The 16,286-nt window shown below is 61.3% G+C and carries 17 protein-coding genes; 4 read left to right on the plus strand and 13 right to left on the minus strand.

The features are described 5' to 3' along the window. The 4 genes from LG31_RS0101860 to LG31_RS0101875 form a co-directional block, all read right to left on the minus strand. Positions 1 to 303 (minus strand): hypothetical protein (locus LG31_RS0101860; protein WP_033112816.1); only part of this gene is annotated, 303 nt, incomplete at its 3' end. Positions 304 to 493: 190 nt separating this feature from the next. Next, positions 494 to 790 carry a winged helix-turn-helix domain-containing protein gene (locus LG31_RS0101865; RefSeq protein ID WP_005337957.1) on the minus strand — a complete coding sequence of 99 codons (297 nt, stop codon included), beginning with the start codon at positions 788 to 790 and terminating at the stop codon, positions 494 to 496. Further along, positions 787 to 1,317 (minus strand): DUF1523 family protein, encoded by a 531-nt coding sequence (locus LG31_RS0101870; protein WP_033112817.1) that lies wholly within the window; start codon positions 1,315 to 1,317, stop codon positions 787 to 789. The genes LG31_RS0101865 and LG31_RS0101870 overlap by 4 nt, the downstream gene beginning before the upstream one ends. A gap of 330 nt (positions 1,318 to 1,647) precedes the next feature. Then, positions 1,648 to 3,270 (minus strand): methyl-accepting chemotaxis protein, encoded by a 1,623-nt coding sequence (locus LG31_RS0101875; RefSeq protein WP_033112818.1) that lies wholly within the window; start codon positions 3,268 to 3,270, stop codon positions 1,648 to 1,650. A gap of 219 nt (positions 3,271 to 3,489) precedes the next feature. Here LG31_RS0101875 and LG31_RS0101880 point away from each other — a divergent pair, with 219 nt between their 5' ends. Both LG31_RS0101880 and LG31_RS0101885 read left to right on the plus strand, forming a co-directional pair. Further along, the gene (locus tag LG31_RS0101880; protein WP_033112819.1) at positions 3,490 to 4,122 is read left to right on the plus strand and encodes a LysE family translocator; all 633 of its coding nucleotides are present in this window, start codon (positions 3,490 to 3,492) and stop codon (positions 4,120 to 4,122) included. A 252-nt stretch (positions 4,123 to 4,374) separates the two neighbouring features. Beyond that, the gene (locus LG31_RS0101885; RefSeq protein ID WP_033112820.1) at positions 4,375 to 5,163 is read left to right on the plus strand and encodes a DUF1460 domain-containing protein; all 789 of its coding nucleotides are present in this window, start codon (positions 4,375 to 4,377) and stop codon (positions 5,161 to 5,163) included. Positions 5,164 to 5,246: 83 nt separating this feature from the next. Here LG31_RS0101885 and LG31_RS0101890 read toward each other — a convergent pair whose 3' ends face one another. From LG31_RS0101890 to LG31_RS0101920, 8 genes are all read right to left on the minus strand, one after another. Then, complete coding sequence (locus tag LG31_RS0101890) at positions 5,247 to 6,455, minus strand: cation:proton antiporter (protein WP_033112821.1); 1,209 nt, start codon at positions 6,453 to 6,455, stop codon at positions 5,247 to 5,249. Between the two features lie 29 nt (positions 6,456 to 6,484). Further along, complete coding sequence (locus LG31_RS0101895) at positions 6,485 to 7,588, minus strand: beta-N-acetylglucosaminidase domain-containing protein (RefSeq protein WP_033112822.1); 1,104 nt, start codon at positions 7,586 to 7,588, stop codon at positions 6,485 to 6,487. A 44-nt stretch (positions 7,589 to 7,632) separates the two neighbouring features. Next, positions 7,633 to 9,360 carry a potassium/proton antiporter gene (locus LG31_RS0101900; RefSeq protein WP_033112823.1) on the minus strand — a complete coding sequence of 576 codons (1,728 nt, stop codon included), beginning with the start codon at positions 9,358 to 9,360 and terminating at the stop codon, positions 7,633 to 7,635. Positions 9,361 to 9,628: 268 nt separating this feature from the next. Beyond that, entirely contained in the window at positions 9,629 to 9,775 is a 147-nt protein-coding gene (locus LG31_RS21395; protein ID WP_104015276.1) for a hypothetical protein, read from the minus strand. Then, on the minus strand, positions 9,772 to 10,476 hold the full coding sequence (locus LG31_RS0101905) for a M15 family metallopeptidase (RefSeq protein WP_033112824.1): 705 nt from the start codon (positions 10,474 to 10,476) through the stop codon (positions 9,772 to 9,774). Before LG31_RS0101905 ends, LG31_RS21395 begins: the two co-directional genes overlap by 4 nt. Continuing rightward, on the minus strand, positions 10,473 to 11,600 hold the full coding sequence (gene dapE, locus LG31_RS0101910) for a succinyl-diaminopimelate desuccinylase (protein WP_033112825.1): 1,128 nt from the start codon (positions 11,598 to 11,600) through the stop codon (positions 10,473 to 10,475). Before dapE ends, LG31_RS0101905 begins: the two co-directional genes overlap by 4 nt. Positions 11,601 to 11,619: 19 nt before the next feature. Then, positions 11,620 to 11,970, minus strand: a complete 351-nt coding sequence (locus tag LG31_RS0101915; protein ID WP_033112826.1) for an ArsC family reductase — start codon at positions 11,968 to 11,970, stop codon at positions 11,620 to 11,622. A gap of 230 nt (positions 11,971 to 12,200) precedes the next feature. Next, on the minus strand, positions 12,201 to 12,515 hold the full coding sequence (locus LG31_RS0101920; RefSeq protein WP_033112827.1) for a hypothetical protein: 315 nt from the start codon (positions 12,513 to 12,515) through the stop codon (positions 12,201 to 12,203). Between the two features lie 284 nt (positions 12,516 to 12,799). Between LG31_RS0101920 and dcuC the strand changes: the two genes are divergently transcribed. Together dcuC and LG31_RS0101930 are read left to right on the plus strand one after the other, a co-directional pair. Beyond that, entirely contained in the window at positions 12,800 to 14,176 is a 1,377-nt protein-coding gene (dcuC, locus tag LG31_RS0101925) for a C4-dicarboxylate transporter DcuC (protein ID WP_033112828.1), read from the plus strand. Between the two features lie 139 nt (positions 14,177 to 14,315). Continuing rightward, positions 14,316 to 15,455, plus strand: coding sequence for a M20 family metallopeptidase (locus LG31_RS0101930; RefSeq protein ID WP_033112829.1), 1,140 nt, complete (start codon positions 14,316 to 14,318; stop codon positions 15,453 to 15,455). A gap of 101 nt (positions 15,456 to 15,556) precedes the next feature. Here LG31_RS0101930 and LG31_RS0101935 read toward each other — a convergent pair whose 3' ends face one another. Further along, positions 15,557 to 16,213 (minus strand): Dph6-related ATP pyrophosphatase, encoded by a 657-nt coding sequence (locus LG31_RS0101935; protein WP_033112830.1) that lies wholly within the window; start codon positions 16,211 to 16,213, stop codon positions 15,557 to 15,559. Positions 16,214 to 16,286: the final 73 nt, after the last annotated feature.

Genomic DNA, 16,286 nt, shown 5'->3' on the forward strand with positions numbered 1-16,286 from the left:
ATCACTAACACCGTCAATTTCTGTCAAGTCATAATAGAAGCGATTGTTTACTTCTTTCACACTATTAACTTTGAAAATTCCAATAAACAATGACTTGGTGCTTTCCAGACCAAAGAAGGAAAAAATGTAATCACAATCTTTAAAAACATTCTTTGATTGTTCTGCTTGGTATTTTAGTAGTTCATCTCTGTCTTTTATTAATTCTCTGTATTCATGTCTATTGTCTTTATGTCTAACAAATTTAATTCTTTTTGGGTTGAAATTATTAGACTCTATTGATAATAAATTGAGAAAACTGATCATGGTTCTTCCATTTAAACTTATATTTTCCAATGGAAATATATTGATATGGAAATCAGCTATAGAATGTTCTATCCACTTGTTTTAGCTGAGTAATATATCTACTTATAGTTACCCATCTGTTTGAAAAAAATGAGATAACTATGACAAAACTGCGCCAGCAACATTGCGATGTTTAACTGGCGCACGTTGATCAGGGGTAGCTCAGTGTCTCCTTGATAAGAGGCAGCTGGGCCTTGATCCACGCTGGATTGATGGGGCCCCAGTCGCTGATGCGATAGTGCCCCTGCAGGTGACGAGCCCCCTCGGTCTGCTCGAAGGCGCAGCTGATATCGAGTTCGGCCAGCGCCGTCAGGGTATCCTGCGCAGTGCGGCGCGGCATGCCGGTCGCCTCCATGATGGCGGGCACCGTATCCGTGCCCTGGCTTATCAGCCAGGCCACGTAGAGGCGGCGGTAGAAGCTGGTGCGGGTCTTGCTCGGCTCGCTCATAGCTCGTCCTCGAGACGATCGAAGTAGCGCCATGTTGCGATGGCGGCTTTGCCCATCACCAGTGCCCAGAGGCCGAACCAGAACCAGCGGAAGAAGCTCCAGGTGGAGGCGTCAGGCTCGGTGCTCTCAATCTTGGTGACGTTGGGGAACATGGAGAGCATGTTGATGCGCCAGCCGTAGGAGGTGATGATGGCGAGCCGTTTTTCAAACTCCATCGACTTGGCTTTGGCCTGTACGTCGGCGGCGTTGAACTTGAAGTAGAAGGGCCAGCCCCACTCGGTATCCTCGTTGCGGAACACCCGGATCTTCTCGCCGGGGCGCTCGGTGTAGATGTAGTAGACATCGGTAGTGGGGCCGTCAGCCGGGTTCTTCTGGCTGATGGGGCCATCCTTGTCGGTGCGCTTCACCTCGACCCCGGTGATGGTGGCGATGGTGTGCTCCGGCAGGTAGTAGTCGAGCCAGGTGGCGGAAACGAGGGCAATGAGCCCCAGGGCGATAAAAGCGGGTTTCTTGAATCTCAGGCTCATGATCTTCTCACGTGAGGGGGAGTGACGTGCCTCTACCATACTCACATTTGCCCCCACAGCCCAGCCCCTTATGGCACCAACTGCCAAAAAATGGCGTTTAAAAAAGCTGCCTCCTGCACCACGCATCGTGGTTAAACCTGTCGTAATGCGTTGTTCGGACGGTTACCGGAGGAGGGGAAAAACGTGTGGATTGATATCGTATGGAGGCACAAGGGGGAGTGCGCGAAGGGATATGTGGCCGAATAAATAAAGCCCCTTGTTTATAAAATAAGGGGCTTTATTGCTATCCAGAGGCCTGTGCAGGCCTCTTTTTATCTTTCAGGCTGCGTGTCAGAGCTGGAAGTGAGAGAGCTGCTTGCGCTGCTGCTCGGCCAACTCCGAAAGTTCATGGCTGGCGCTGGCGCTCTGGCTGATGCCGGCGGAGCTCTGGCTCACGATTTCGTGGATGTTGGTGATGTTGCGGTTGATGTCGGCAGTGACGCAGGACTGCTCCTCGGCGGCGGTGGCGACCTGGGCGTTGGCATCGTTGATCTGGCGCACCGCCCCGGTGATACCGCTCAGCAGATCCTGTACCTGCGCGGAGAGGCGCTGGTTGTTTTCGAGGATCTCCAGCGTCTCCTGAACCCCCTGATTGGCGGACTGGGACTGGCTCTGCAGCTGCTCGATGATGGCCTGGATCTCCTTGGTGGAGGCCTGGGTTCGGGCCGCCAGCATCCGCACCTCGTCGGCGACGACGGCAAAGCCGCGCCCGGTTTCGCCGGCACGGGCCGCCTCGATGGCCGCGTTGAGGGCCAGCAGGTTGGTCTGCTCGGAGATCCCCTGAATCACCTCAATCACCTTGCCGATCTGCTCGGACTGGGTCTTGAGGCGGGCGACGATGGCTGCGGCATCTTCCAGACTGCCTGCCATCCGGCTGTTGGCGGCAATGCTCTCGCCAAACAGGGCGAGCCCCTGCTCAACCCGGCTGTTGGCATCGCGCGCCAGCTCGTCGGCCACGGCGGCGTTGTGGTTGACGTTGTCGGCGGTGCTGGAGAGCTCGGTCACCGCGGAGGCAACCTGTTCAATCTCGCCGCGCTGCTGCTGGGCGTTGGCTTCAGCCTGGGTCATCACCGCGGCCAGCTCGGTGGCGGCGGAGGCGACGTTGTTGCTGATGCCGGTCAGGGTTTCGATGGTGCTGCCAAGCTGCCCCAGAGTGAGGTTGATATCCTTGGCCAGTTGGGCCAGCTCATTGTCTCCCTCGACCTTGGCGCGGACGTTGAAGCGACCCTGCGCGACGGCGTGCATCACACTCTGCAGCTGGCCGATGGGGCTGACGATGCGGCCGGAGAGCCACCAGCCACACAGCAGTGCAGCCAGCAGGGCGACGGCCGTGAGCAGCAGGGTGCGCAGCAGGGTGGCATGGTAGTGGGCCTGCTCCAGCGCCAGCTCGCTCTGGGTCAGCTGGTTGATGTGGGCCGACATGGTGTCGATCTCTTTGATGAGCTGTTCGCCCAGCTCGCGGAACTGGAGGCGGGCGGCCTCATACGCCGCGGCATCGCCACCTCCCTGATGCTTTTGGGTCAGCAGTGGCAGCATGTTGTTGCGGGTGTGGCCAAGGTAGGCCTGCAGGGCTGCCGCCACCTGACGGTTATCCTGTTCGGCGCCCGGGATCACCAGACGGGCGAGGATGGTGGTGATCTCCTGCTCGGCGCTGTTGAGGTTGGCGGGCAGGGCGGCAAACTGGGCCGCGTCGTAGAGGCCGTAGATGGCGCTGGTGCGCAGCCGGTAGGTGGCGTGGATCAGCTTGGCAATATCGTCCTTGTTGCGTACCACGCTCTGGGTCGTCTCATCTATGTCACTAATGGCTTCGTCCAGACCCTGTTTGCTGATGACAATCATCACCATCATCAGCAGACTGGCCAGCAGCAGCGGTATCAGCACCTGAATTCTTATTGATAGATTATTCAATGACATATGAGACGTAACCCCGAAAATGAAGGAGGCGCTATCTTACACAGCCGCGTCAGGGGGTGTCACAGCCTTTTCGTGCTGAAATACGCTGAAAGCAAAGGTTTTTTCTTGTCTCAAAAGCGCGGGATGGGCAAGATGACAGGCTTGCTCAAATAACATTCCGGCGCTGTTTACGGCTGCCTGATCCTCGTTTGCTACCCTGTTTTGCCACGGAGGTTTGTTGTGTCCAGCTGGATTGATCCGGCCATTCTGGCGCTTTTTATCCCCACTTTCTTTTTTGTCTCCGTCACCCCCGGCATGTGCATGACCCTGGCGATGACGCTGGGGATGAGTCTTGGCGTGCGCCGTACCCTGCACATGATGTGGGGGGAGCTGATCGGGGTCGGGCTGGTGTCGGTGCTCTCGGTGATCGGGGTGGCGGCCATCATGCTCAACTACCCGGCCATCTTTGCCGCCTTCAAATATGTGGGCGGCGCCTATCTCATCTGGCTCGGCATCCAGATGTGGCAGGCCAAGGGGAAGATGGCCATTCCGGCTGATCTCGCGGCCGGGCAGCAGAGCAGCCCCATGGGACTGGCGCTGCAAGGCTTTGTCACCGCCATCGCCAACCCCAAGGGGTGGGCCTTCATGATCTCCCTGCTCCCCCCCTTTATCTCGGCCAGCCGACCGATGGCACCGCAGATCACCGCGCTGGTGGCGCTGATCCTGCTTATCGAGTTCTCCTGCCTGCTGCTCTACGCCAGCGGCGGCCGCACCCTGCGCCACTTCCTCGCCAAGAGCGGCAACGTCACCCTGATGAACCGCATCGCCGGTACCCTGATGCTGGGAGTGGGGGTCTGGCTGGCGCTGGGTTGATGCCATCGCTTGCCAGCCGACCTGACCCTGCCGAAAAGCCCCGCCCAGCGGGGCTTTTTCGTGATGCCTCTGGGAACGAGGAGTTGTCATGAACGTGGTCGCCTGGGCGGGATGGGGAGGCTGGCCACATTTGCTTACATTTATCCGGTTTACAAGTGGCTGCAGTATCGTCAGTTTCGAATGGCGTTTTTTTGCGGCCGTGGGAGGGCACAAACGGTCCATTTTTAACATTCTGAGCAAGGAGAATTAAGGATGATGAGGCTAACCAGTATCGCATTGCTCCTGTTTGCCGGCGCGGCGGTCGCCGGCAAAGAGAGGAACCTCGATTTTTACAACATCAAGGAGCCGCAGCTTCTCGAGTTGTTTGCCCGGCAGCAGGGATCGCCGGGGCAGTCGATCAGGGATTTTTCCGGGCTCTTTCTGGGCAATCCCTACGTCGCAAACCGGCTGGTCGGCTCGAGCGATACCCAGGAGCAGCTGGTGGTGGATTTTGGTGGGCTCGATTGTTTCACCTATCTGGATTACGTCGAGTCACTGCGTCGCGCAACGAGTGTGCATCACTTCATCGAGAACGTGATGCACACTCGTTACGTGAACGGTGAGGTCAACTATTTGACCAGAAAGCACTTCTTCTCCGACTGGGTGCATGGTGACAACCGGGTGAGTGACGTGACCCATCTGGTGGGCGGCGCTGTGGTGACCACGGCCAAGCAGCTCAACCAGAAGGCGGACGGCGGCCACTACATTCCGGGGTTGGGAGTGACGGCGCGGGACATCACTTACATTCCGTCCGCCAGCATCGACGAGAACACCCTGAGCCTGCTGGAAGATGGCGACTACATCGGCATCTATACCGATCTTGCCGGGCTCGACGTGACCCACACCGGCATCTTCATCCGTGGCGAGAGCGGCCCCGTGCTGCGCAATGCCTCCTCCCTCTCGAGCAACATGCAGGTGGTGGACTCCCCTTTCCTGGAGTACGTGCAGAACAAGCCGGGGATCCTGGTCTACCGGGCCCAGGCCGAGGGTTCGAGCTCCTAGGGCGGGCCCTGGCGCGCTGGGTGCCGCATAAAAGAAAAGCCCCGAGGCGATGCCCGGGGCTTTTTCGTTGGCGGCGCATCCCCTCAATGGGGCTTGAAGCGCTCGACCCAGGGGTTGGCGGTGAGGCCGTGCAGGATGACGCTCAGGATGATGGTGCAGAGCACGGTGGCGATGATGGGGCGCTGGCCGATAAGGGCGGGCTCGTTTTGCAGCACCATCACCGCAAAGACGATGCTGGCAAGGCCCCGCGGCCCGAACCAGCCGATAAAGAGCTTGAGCTCGGGCTTGAGGCCGGTGCCGATCAGGCTCAGCCAGACCGGTACCATCCGCAGCAGGGTCAGGCTGGCGGCGGCATAGAGCCAGAACTGCCAGTGCAGCAGCTCCGGCAGGATGGGCATCAGGGTCGCGCCAAACACCATCCAGATCACCACCGAGAGCAGATCGCCATACCCCTCGCAGCTATCCATGTAGGCGTGCTTGTGCTCGCCAAGGCGGTGACCCATCAGCAGACCACCGACGAAGGCGGCGATAAAGCCGCTGCCACCGAGAGTCTGGGCCAGCGCAAAGCAGAGCAGGGCCAGCCCCGGCATGGTGAGCTGACGCCAGAGCGGCAGTTGCCAGCCGTTGAGATAGGAGACTTTCAGCAGCCGGACGGTGAGGGCGGTCAGCACGAAGGCGACCAGCAGACCGATACCGATCTCCTCCAGCAGCAGGGTGATGGCCAGCGCTGTTGTGCCGGTGTGCTCCTCGGTGGGGGCGATAAGAGCGAGCAGCAGAAGCAGCACAGGCACGCAGATGCCGTCGTTGAGGCCACTCTCCTGATTGAGCCCTTCGCGCAGTGGCGCCGGTACAGCCGGGTTGCTCACCACCGCCTTGCCGAGCGCTGCATCGGTGGGGGCGAGAATGGTGGAGAGGATGGCCATCTCCAGCAGTGGCAGGTCGGGGAAGAGCCAGTGACCAAACAGGGCGCCACAGAGCAGAGTGAGGGGCAGGCCGATCAGCAGCAGCCGGATGGGGAGCTGGCGGTTGGCCAGCAGCACCTGCCAGTTGGTGTTGGCGGCATCGTTGAACAGCACGATAACCAAGGTCAGTTCTGCCAGCAGCTTGATGCCGGCGCTGTCGATGGAGAGGGAGAGCAGCTCCAACCCTCCCGGCCCCAGCAGCCAGCCGTTCAGCAGAAAGAGCAGGGGGCCGTTGACCAGTTTTGACTCAAAGCGCCCCGCGATCAGGCTGTAGAGCAGCAAAAAGGCGGCGATCACCGCCAGATTCTGGTAAAGCAGGTGTGCATCCATACAACCTCCTTCCAGCCCCGCGGGGTGGTTTAATCGGTCAGGCAGTCCGGGTCAAACACATACTCGCCGTCCAGCCAGCGCACGATTTCATCGACGCATGTCTGGTCGCGAAACGGCAGGTAGCGCGCCTTGAGGGCGGCAATCTGCTCGGGAGTAAGCTGGGCCAGCCCCAGATCCTGAAACAGCGGCAGATCGGCCTGGATCATTGCCGAGATCTGCGGGCCGCAGGTGGCGTTGAGGGAGGCGTGCAGCGCCTTGCCGGGATCATACTGCTTACCGAGCTTGTAGCTCATCGGCAGGGTGGCGAGCGGCAGGGCGGAGAGCGCTGCCTGCTTCATCGGGTTGACCGCGTGGCCTGATACCAGCTCTGCCAGCTCGGCGGGGCGGTTTTCGAAGGCACGCAGATAGAGATAGCTGCTCGCCTTGCTGCCATCGTTGACCGGGTAGTTGTCCCACAGGAAGGGCTTGCGGCCGAGCAGTTCGGTCACCTGCTTGAGGTGGCTGGCCGGATACTCGGTCGAGCAGACCTTGGGGCCGGTCCAGAAGATTTCGAAGCGGCGGTCGAGCTGCTCGCCAATCTCCTCCAGATAGCGGGGGGGCATGGCGCCGAACACCTTCTCCAGCACCGGATCGGTCGAGTAGTAGCTGGGGCAGAAGATGAGGCGTGTCGCCTTGCTGTGGGCCGCAATATCGTGGGCGATGGTGAGCTGGTGCCGGGCCAGATCCGGGGTATCCCCCTTCATGTCGTCAAACAGCACCGCCAGAATGTCGGGTTGCAGCACTTCATCGATAAGGCGCACCTTTTCGAGCAGCGCCGGGCGCTTGCGCTCATAGTCGTGATGCGCCCCCATGGGGCTCAAGCCCACCCCGAAGGCGAGCCCGTTGGCGCGGCACTGGCGTGCCAGTTCGGCGAGATCCGCCAGCTGCTGCTCGGGCCAGGGGAGGGCCCAGTGCTTGCGCAGATAGCCATCCTCTTTCGGGGCGTAGATATAGAAGCCGTAGCCGTGGCGCGGCAGCCACTGGGCGTAGCGGGCACGGGCCTGCCAGCTCCATCCCTTGCCAAAAAAGCCCTCGATCACCCCCAGATTGGCAGAGGGGGGCAGCAGACCGGACTGCAAACTCTGATATGGCATAACTCTCTCCCTTCTTGCTGGGGGACTTGATACGGGCCGGTCGGCTAGACCGGATCCTCTTCCTGAAAACGAACCCCGATCTTGACGGGAATGCTCTCATCCATTTCGGCCACGGTCCAGATCAGGCCCTGCCACTCGATGTTGTCACCGACTACCAGATTATCGCCAAGCTGGCTGGCAATAAAATCGCCCAGTGTCTGATCCGCCACCTCGCTCACATCCAGCCCGTAGATAGGGGCGAGATCCACCAGCCGCGCTGCTGCATCCAGCTGGAAGTCACCGAAGAAGCGCGGGCCGAGATCCTGCTCCGGCGCCTGGCTAAAGAGCTGGCCAAGGGCGGGCAGATCTCGCTCGTGGCCGATGACGCAGAGGATATCGTCCGCCTGCAGGCAGGTACTGCCCGAGGGGTGGAGGAGCTCGCGGCCGCGAAACAGGGCGCTGACCCGGGTGCCGGCAGGCATGCGCAGATCCCGCAGCGGCGAGCCGATGCACCACTTCTCTTCCCCCAGCTGGTAGACGAAGGTCTCCCACTGGCTGTCGAGATCGATCTCGAGCCCCGAGCGGTTGATGGGCGACGGCGGTGCCGGTACTTCGACCCGTGCCAGTTTTGAGGCCAGCGGCAGCGAGCTGCCCTGCAAGATCAGCGAGACCAGCACCACGAAGAAGGCGACGTTGAAGTAGAGCTGGGCGTTGGGCAGCCCCGCCATCATGGGGAAGACCGCCAGAATGATGGGCACGGCACCGCGCAGGCCGACCCAGGAGATAAACCAGCGCTCGCGCGGGGCAAAGTTCTTGAACGGCAGAAGCCCGATCCAGATGGAGATGGGGCGGGCAAACAGGATCATCCACATCGCCAGCGCCAGCGCCGGCAGGGCGATGGGCAGCAGCTTGTGGGGGGAGGCGAGCAGCCCCAGCACCAGAAACATGCCGATCTGGCTGAGCCAGGTCAGGCCGTCCAGCACCGACAAGGTGGTGCTGCGACTGCGCAGGGAGAGGTTGCCGAGCAACAGACCAGTGAGATAGATGGCGAGGATACCGCTGCCACCCACCGCCGTGGTGAGGGCGAAGATGAGCAGGCCGCCGCTCACGGTGAGTAGCGGATAGAGCCCCGGCGCCAGGCGGGCGGTGTTGATGAGGCGCCACAGCAGCCAGCCACCGGCAAGGCCAATCCCGGCGCCAAGACCAAACTGCTTGACCAGTTGCAGCAGCAGGAAGCCCGCATCCAGCCCTTGTTGGGCGGTGGCGAGCACCTCGATCAGGGTGACGGTGAGAAAGACCGCCATGGGGTCGTTGCTGCCTGACTCTATCTCCAGCGTTGCGCTCACCCGCTCGTTGAGGCTGCGCCCGCCGAGCAGGGAGAAGACTGCCGCCGCATCGGTGGAGCCGACGATGGCGCCGATCAGCATCCCCTGCATCAGGTTGAGGTCAAACAGCCAGGCGGCGGCGAGCCCCGTCAGGCCGGTGGTGATGGCCACCCCGACCGTCGCCAGCGACAAGGCAGGCCAGAGCGCCACCCGGAACGAGGAGACCCGGGTGCGCATGCCGCCGTCGAGCAGGATGATGGCCAGCGCCAGGTTGCCCACCAGATAGGCGATGGAGTAGTCGGCGAAGTGGATGCCGCCGGGGCCATCTTCCCCCGCCAGCATGCCGACGGCGAGGAAGATAACCAGAATGGGAATACCGAGACGGGAAGAGAGCGCACTTAGCAGGACACTGGCTCCAACCAACAGGGCACCGACAAAAAAGAAACTGTTGATGGTCACTGCATCCAAGGGCGAACTCCTTTCTGACTAACGGCAAAGTAGGCACATTATATGCAGTTAAGACCCCCTTGTGTGGTTTAATTGTGCATTAATTTGCATCTTTTGACATTTTTTCACCACTCGCGCGCCATCTTCTGACCCCGCAGAGTGGGTGAGAGGGGATGTTGACAGTGATGGTCAGATGGAAACCTGAAGCTGGGGAGGAGAGAAGCAAGGGCAGGAGATACACAGCAGACAAAGAGAAGGGAGCACACAGGTGCTCCCCGGATGGCACGACTCAGTCGTCGTCATCGTCCTTCACTTCACGGATCTTGTCCTTGTATTTGGGCAACTGCTTCTCCAGCCGTTTCATGTCTTTGATGGCATTGAGAAACAGTCCGAGCAGAAAGAGCAGTGGCAGCCCTATCCAGAGCCAGAGATTCATGTGCTACTCCTTTCATCGCGGGGCAAATCAGTGGATGGCAAGGTGACGTAACGGGCCAGGATCTTGTCCAGATTGGCCAGAATGGTCGCCTTGCCTTCAATATCCGCCTGTTGCAGGCAAAGCGCCAGCGCCGCCGGGTCGAGCTGCTGCTCGCCCGCTTCGGGGGCGAAGCTGATGTGCCACGGCTCGTAGGCGACGCCGCTGCCTGCACCGACCGGTTTGGCATAAGGGAGGAAGAAACCGAAGTCGCTCATATGATCGCTGAGCCACTCGCTGAGATCTGCAAACCAGCCCCCGGCTTCATACTCCCACGGCTCCAGCGCCAGTTTGGTATCGGCAGGCAAACAGTCCGGGTCGTAGATATCGAGATCGGTACCCCAGTGGTGGCGACTGGTGCCCGGCAGTGCACTCCAGCGCAAAATGGCGTGCAGCCGATCTATCTCGCAGAGTTGCAGGGCATCGATGGGCTGGCTGTTGGCATCGAGCAGCGGCCGTTCGCCGCGCCACTTGCCATTCCAGATGGCGAGCTGGCGATCGAAGCTGCGCCAGCTGGAGGCCGCCTGCAGGTTGAACCCCTCGTAGGAGGCCGCCACCTGCATGTCGTTGAAGGCCGCCGCGGTGGCGGCGGTCAGACGATGGGGCCCGCGCCCCACCACAATAAGGTGGCTCTCATCGAGCCCCATCAGTTGTTCCTGCGTCATGCCAGCAATCTCTCGAGCACCCCTTGGTACATGTCGGCCAGCAGATCCAGATCGTCCGCCTTCACACATTCGTTCACCTTGTGAATGGTGGCGTTGACGGGGCCAAGCTCAATCACCTCGGCGCCGGTGGGGGCGATAAAGCGCCCGTCGGAGGTGCCGCCGGTGGTGAGCAGGGCCGGTCGCTGACCGTTCACCGCCTCGATGGCCGCCACAGCCGCATCGAGCAGCGCGCCGGTGTCGGTGAGGAACGGTTGGCCGGAGAGGGTCCAGCTCAGCTGATAATCAAGGCTGTGTTTATCCAGCAGTGCTTCGACCCGCTCACGGATACCCATGTCGGTCAGTTCGGTGCTGAAACGGAAGTTGAACTGCACTTGCAGCTCGCCGGGAATGACGTTGGAGGCGCCGGTGCCCGCCTGAATGTTGGCAATCTGGAAGCTGGTGGGGGGGAAGTAGGCGTTGCCCTCATCCCACACGGTGGCGGCAAGCTCCGCCAGCGCTGGCGCAGTTTTGTGAATGGGGTTGTCCGCCAGATGGGGATAGGCCACATGCCCCTGCACCCCGCGCACCAGCAGATCGCCGGTGATGGAGCCGCGTCGGCCATTTTTCACCACATCCCCGACCTCGGCGGTGGAGGAGGGCTCACCGACGATGCACCAGCGGATCTTCTCGTTACGGGCCTCCAGGGTGTCGATCACCCGGGTGGTGCCATTGATAAAGGGCCCCTCTTCATCGGAGGTGATAAGGAAGGCGATCGACCCTGCGTGGTCCGGATGCTCGGCCACGAAGCGCTCGACTGCCACCACCATGGAGGCCAGCGAGCCCTTCATGTCGGCAGCGCCACGGCCATAGAGCGTGCCATCCTTGATGGTCGGCTCGAACGGCGGGGTGTGCCATTTCTCCAGCGGCCCGGCGGGCACCACGTCGGTGTGGCCGGCGAAGCAGAACAGCGGCCCCTCGCTGCCACGGCGGGCCCAGAGGTTGGTGGTGTCCTCAAACACCATGGGCTCGATGACGAACCCGAGCTTGGCGAGGCGCTCCGCCATCAGGGTCTGGCACCCTTCATCGAGGGGGGTAACGGAGGGGCGGCGGATCAGATCCTTGGCCAGTGCGATGACATCCGACATCAGTTGTCCTTAGTTGTCCTTAACGGGAGAAGAGGGATTGGTAGTGATCAGCCTTGAAACCCAGGGTCAGCTCGCCGTCACGATCCAGCAGCGGGCGCTTGATCATCGCCGGGTGCTCCAGCAAGAGGGCGCGCGCCTTGGCGGTGTCGAGCCCCTGTTTGGCCTCATCCGGCAGGGCGCGGAAGGTCGTGCCGCGACTGTTGAGCAGCGCTTCCCAGCCGAGCTTGGCCAGCCAGCGGTCGAGATCGTCCGGGTTCAGGCCGTCGGCGCGGTGGTCGTGAAAGCGGTAGTCGATACCGGCCTCATCCAGCCACTTGCGGGCTTTCTTGATGGTGTCGCAGTTCTTGATGCCATAGAGGGTGGTGGCCATGGGGAGTCCTTCTCTTGTGGGCGCTAGCCGTGGCTGCGCCCGAAAATCCGAATCAACAGAGTGCAAGGGCCCGATTCTGGCATTGTGGCGATCCCATGGCAACGCTGATGGCATCGTCGGGAGGGTCGAGAGGAGGAAAAGCGGGGAGCCAGATAGCCAGAACGCGCCGGGTGGCGCGCTCTGGAGTGGCAGAAGAGCTTGGGGCTCTGCTGTGCTGCCGGGGGGCGGGATCAGTGCAGCGGATGCCAGGGGTGATCAAAGACCCGGGCGCGCTCCCAGGGGGCGTCGGGCAGACTGGAGGAGAGGCCGCTGTATTTGCCCACATCGTCCACCACGATGGCGGAGAGGATCGGCAGATGGTTTTCGGTGCAGTACATGCGAACGCGCTGCAGCAGGGTGCGCAGTTCGTCCTGACGCTGCTCCAGTCCGGCCAGTTTGGCCAGTTTGGAGTAACGAATGGTGGTGCGTTCCTTTGCAGACTCGACGAGGATATCCCACAGCTGATAATCGCAGGTCGAGACACCTGCGGTGGCTTGGTTTGTCATAACTCTCTCCGGCGCGAAATGGTCGCTCTTGTCGATGCGCATCTTGGCCGCTTCGGGGGCGGCTTATGTTGATCCAACGCAAAAAAGAGGGGAGTCGCGTTACACAATTCCTGATTAAACCGTGTAAAACGGTTCTCGGTAGTGTGAATGATGAAAAAGTGTTACCTGCTCGACATATTATGCTGTCTGATGGCGGTGATGGCCCCTTTATTGATGGGGATCAAAGGCAAGTTCTGGTCAGATCACTAGATTTCGCTCTTCGATAAATTTATCAGGAGTGAATATTGGAACTCGTCTTCGTCTTGCTCGTACTGGTGGCCGTGGTTTACGGCATCATCAAGGATTACAACCCGCAGGCGGTGCTGGCATTGGCCGGTATGGCTATTTTCACCCTTGCCTACTGGCTGGGATTGCACCCCATTCTGCCCGCTGACAAGAGCACCGGCTTTGCCCTGTTCGATCTGTTCGAAGTGTTCAAGGGGATCTTCTCCTACCGTGCGGCGGGCCTCGGCCTCACCATCATGGCGGTGGCCGGCTTTGCCACCTACATGTCCCATATCGGTGCCTCCCAGGCGCTGGTGCGGGTAGCGGTCAAACCGGTGGCAGGCATTCAGTCCAGCTACCTGATGCTCTCCATCTGCTATCTGGTGGCGGTCTTTGTCTCCCTGTTCGTCACCTCCGCCACCGGCCTTGGCCTGCTGTTGATGGTCACCATGTATCCGGTGATGCGCAACCTCGGCATCAGCCCGGCCTCCGCCTGCGGCGTCATCGCCACTTCCCAGGCGTTCGAGATTGGCCCGACCCAGACCAATGCCATTTTCTCCGCCGGCCAATCCGGCATGGATCCGACCAGCTACTTTGTCGATTACCAGATCTGGCTGGTGGCTCCCATGCTGCTGGTGACCATGGTGTTGCACTTCTTCTGGCAGCGGCACTGTGACCGCAAGGATGGCTGGGATCCGGCCCAGCATCGCGGCGAACACGCCGAGCTGGACGAGAAGGGCACCGACGCGGTAGCGGCACCCACCTGGTATGCCCTGCTGCCCATCATTCCCTTCGTGCTGATGATGACCTTCTCCAAACTGCTGGTGACCACCATCAGCGTCAGCGTGGAAGTGGCCATGCTGCTGTCGGTCTTTATCGGCATGCTGTGTGAGCTGTTGCGTACCCGCTCGGTACGTACCGCCTTCGCCGGGCTGTCGAGCTTCCTCGACGGCATGGGCAAGGTGTTTGGCCCTGTGGTGGCGCTGATCGTCTGTGCCGAGCTGTTTGCCGAATCCCTCAAAGCCATCGGCGCCATCGATACCCTGCTGCACTCTGCCAGCAATGCCGGTATCGGCAGCGGTCTGATGACCCTGGTGATGGTGGGGCTCATCATGGTGGCGGCGGTGATCATGGGCTCCGGCAACGCGGCGTTCCTCAGCTTCTCGACCCTGGCGCCTGCCGTGGCAGCCAAGTTCGGCGTACCGGCGGTGACCATGCTGCTGCCGATGCAGCTCGCCTCCAGCATCGGCCGCACCGTCTCCCCGATTGCTGCGGTGCTGATCGCCTGTGCGGGCATCGCCAAGGTCTCCCCCTTCGTGGTGGTCAAGCGCACCTGCGTGCCCATGGCGGGGGCGCTGGTGACGGCGTTGACCCTCAACTATCTGCTGTTCATGTAAAAGCGGTGGTTTACAGGGCGGTCGGCCACCCGGTTCTGGCTGGCTGACCGCTGTTGGCAAGGCGGGTGTGACAGCTCGCCGTTCCGCATTGTTGCAAAAACAATCTGATTTTTTCGCAGATTGTTTCATGGAGAAGATAATGACCAACCTCACACGCCCGTTTTCCCTCGATACCTATCTGGCCGATCTGGCCCCGCTCATCAACCTCGATTGCGGCACCCGCACCCCGGCCGGGGTGGCCAAAGTGGCCGACATCATGACCGAGAAATATGAGGCCATCGGCTGGCAGGTGACTCGTCACCAGTTCGCCGCCGAATGTGGCCCCTGCCTCGAGGCAACCAATGCCCCGGGGGCCGATCACTACGACGTGATGCTGGTGGGCCACATGGACACCGTCTTCCCCGAGGGGACGGCGGCCAAGCGCCCGCTGAAAATCGAAGGCAATCAGGCCTTTGGCCCCGGCGTGTCGGACATGAAGAGCGGCCTGCTCTCCACCTGGTATGCCCTGAAAGAGATGGATCCGGCGCAGCTGGCCAAGCTCAAGGTGCTGGTCTGCTGTAATTGCGACGAGGAGATTGGCTCCCCCTGGTCCAAAGATTGGCTGGTGGAGAAGGCCAAGCAGAGCGGTTGCGTGCTGGTGGCCGAGGCGGCGCGCCCGAGTGGCGATCTCATTAGCGCCCGCAAGGGCAATGCCAAGTACCGCATTACCTTCCACGGCAAGGCGTCCCACGCCGGTTCGGCCCTGACCGAAGGGGTCTCCGCCATCACCGAACTCGCTCATTGGGTGCTGGCCATCAACGAGCAGGTCAATATGGAGACCGGCACCACCATGAACGTGGGGGTGGTGCAGGGCGGCACTGGCGTCAACGTGGTGCCCGACTATGCCGAGGCGATCGTCGATCTGCGCTTCTGGAGCAACGAAGAAGCTGTGGCGGTGCACGAGCGGCTCACCTTTATGGCCAACAACCCCTTCCTCGCGGGCTGCCGGGTCGAGGTGGATCGCCAGACCTTCAAGCCGGCGATGCGCCCGAGCGGTGACACCGAGGCGCTGATGGCGCTGGTGGAGGCGGCAGCGAAAGAGGAGGGGAGCGGCTTCAATTGGCTGGAGGCCGGTGGCGGCTCGGATGCCAACTTTACCGCAGCGGCTGGCGTGCCGTCGCTGGATGGCTTCGGCCCCATGGGCGGTGGCTTCCACTCGGAGGCGGAGTTTCTGCTGCTCGACAGCATCGAGCCACGGATCCGCCTGCTGCAGCGGGTGTTGGGTAAGCTGGCCAACTAGGTCGGCGTCAAAGAGAAGCAAAACGGGAGGCCATCGCCTCCCGTTTTTTTATCAGCCGTGCCTGCGAACCTTCATCCAGCAAAGCGGCGCCTCTTGTGCCCTCAACCTTCATCTTCCAGCAGATAGGCAAGCGGTTCCTGATGGGCAACCTGCCAGTGGCCGAGCACCAGCGGCGCCGCAAAGCCCGGGCCGTTGGTCACCATGGTGTGGTACTCCCCCTGCTCGCCGCAGGCATCAAAGCTTTGGGTTGCTGCCAGCTGCTGCAACTCGGCGAGGGTGGCGGCATCCAGCGTGCGTCCCACCCACTCGGGAGCCAGCACCCTGGTATCGACGCAGGAGAGGTGGGCGACGATGCCGCGGGCCAGCAGATCCACCAGCAGCGCCTCGCGGGAGAGTTGCCAGAGCGGCGTATGCACGGTGAGACCAAGCGGGCGGCAGCGTTCGCGGATCCAGTTAGGCGCACCGCCCACGCTGTCGATATCGCCGGTGACCACCCCATCGAGTTGCCACTCCTCCTTGAGCCGTGCCAGCGCCCGCTCATAGCCGAGATCGAACGGCGCCTCTATGGTCACCAGCAGATGGGGCAGAGCGAGGGCCGCCGCCTGCCGACGCACTTGCGACAGGGGATGGGCCAGAAAGCGGGGGGCAGGGGGGGCAAAGGTAGCCAGTGCCACCACCTGATGGCCCGCTTCGCGAGTATGGCAGAGGGCCTGCATGGCATCCTTGCCGCCGCTCCAGAGCACGATGACGCGAGACATGGGGGAGATTCCGCAACGAAAAGAGGGGTCATGCTACCCAGAGTGCGGGCAGTTGGCAAAGCCGGATGGTGTG

The organism is Aeromonas lacus, from assembly GCF_000764665.1.
GTDB lineage: Bacteria > Pseudomonadota > Gammaproteobacteria > Enterobacterales > Aeromonadaceae > Aeromonas > Aeromonas lacus.

Bases quoted from the DNA above. Each gene is read 5' to 3' on its own strand.
- LG31_RS0101865 (WP_005337957.1), bottom strand. From the start codon at position 790: ATGAGCGAGCCGAGCAAGACCCGCACCAGCTTCTACCGCCGCCTCTAC.
- LG31_RS0101870 (WP_033112817.1), bottom strand. From the start codon at position 1,317: ATGAGCCTGAGATTCAAGAAACCCGCTTTTATCGCCCTGGGGCTCATT.
- LG31_RS0101875 (WP_033112818.1), bottom strand. From the start codon at position 3,270: ATGTCATTGAATAATCTATCAATAAGAATTCAGGTGCTGATACCGCTG.
- LG31_RS0101885 (WP_033112820.1), top strand. From the start codon at position 4,375: ATGATGAGGCTAACCAGTATCGCATTGCTCCTGTTTGCCGGCGCGGCG.
- LG31_RS0101890 (WP_033112821.1), bottom strand. From the start codon at position 6,455: ATGGATGCACACCTGCTTTACCAGAATCTGGCGGTGATCGCCGCCTTT.
- LG31_RS0101895 (WP_033112822.1), bottom strand. From the start codon at position 7,588: ATGCCATATCAGAGTTTGCAGTCCGGTCTGCTGCCCCCCTCTGCCAAT.
- LG31_RS21395 (WP_104015276.1), bottom strand. From the start codon at position 9,775: ATGAATCTCTGGCTCTGGATAGGGCTGCCACTGCTCTTTCTGCTCGGA.
- LG31_RS0101905 (WP_033112824.1), bottom strand. From the start codon at position 10,476: ATGACGCAGGAACAACTGATGGGGCTCGATGAGAGCCACCTTATTGTG.
- dapE (WP_033112825.1), bottom strand. From the start codon at position 11,600: ATGTCGGATGTCATCGCACTGGCCAAGGATCTGATCCGCCGCCCCTCC.
- LG31_RS0101915 (WP_033112826.1), bottom strand. From the start codon at position 11,970: ATGGCCACCACCCTCTATGGCATCAAGAACTGCGACACCATCAAGAAA.
- LG31_RS0101920 (WP_033112827.1), bottom strand. From the start codon at position 12,515: ATGACAAACCAAGCCACCGCAGGTGTCTCGACCTGCGATTATCAGCTG.
- LG31_RS0101930 (WP_033112829.1), top strand. From the start codon at position 14,316: ATGACCAACCTCACACGCCCGTTTTCCCTCGATACCTATCTGGCCGAT.
- LG31_RS0101935 (WP_033112830.1), bottom strand. From the start codon at position 16,213: ATGTCTCGCGTCATCGTGCTCTGGAGCGGCGGCAAGGATGCCATGCAG.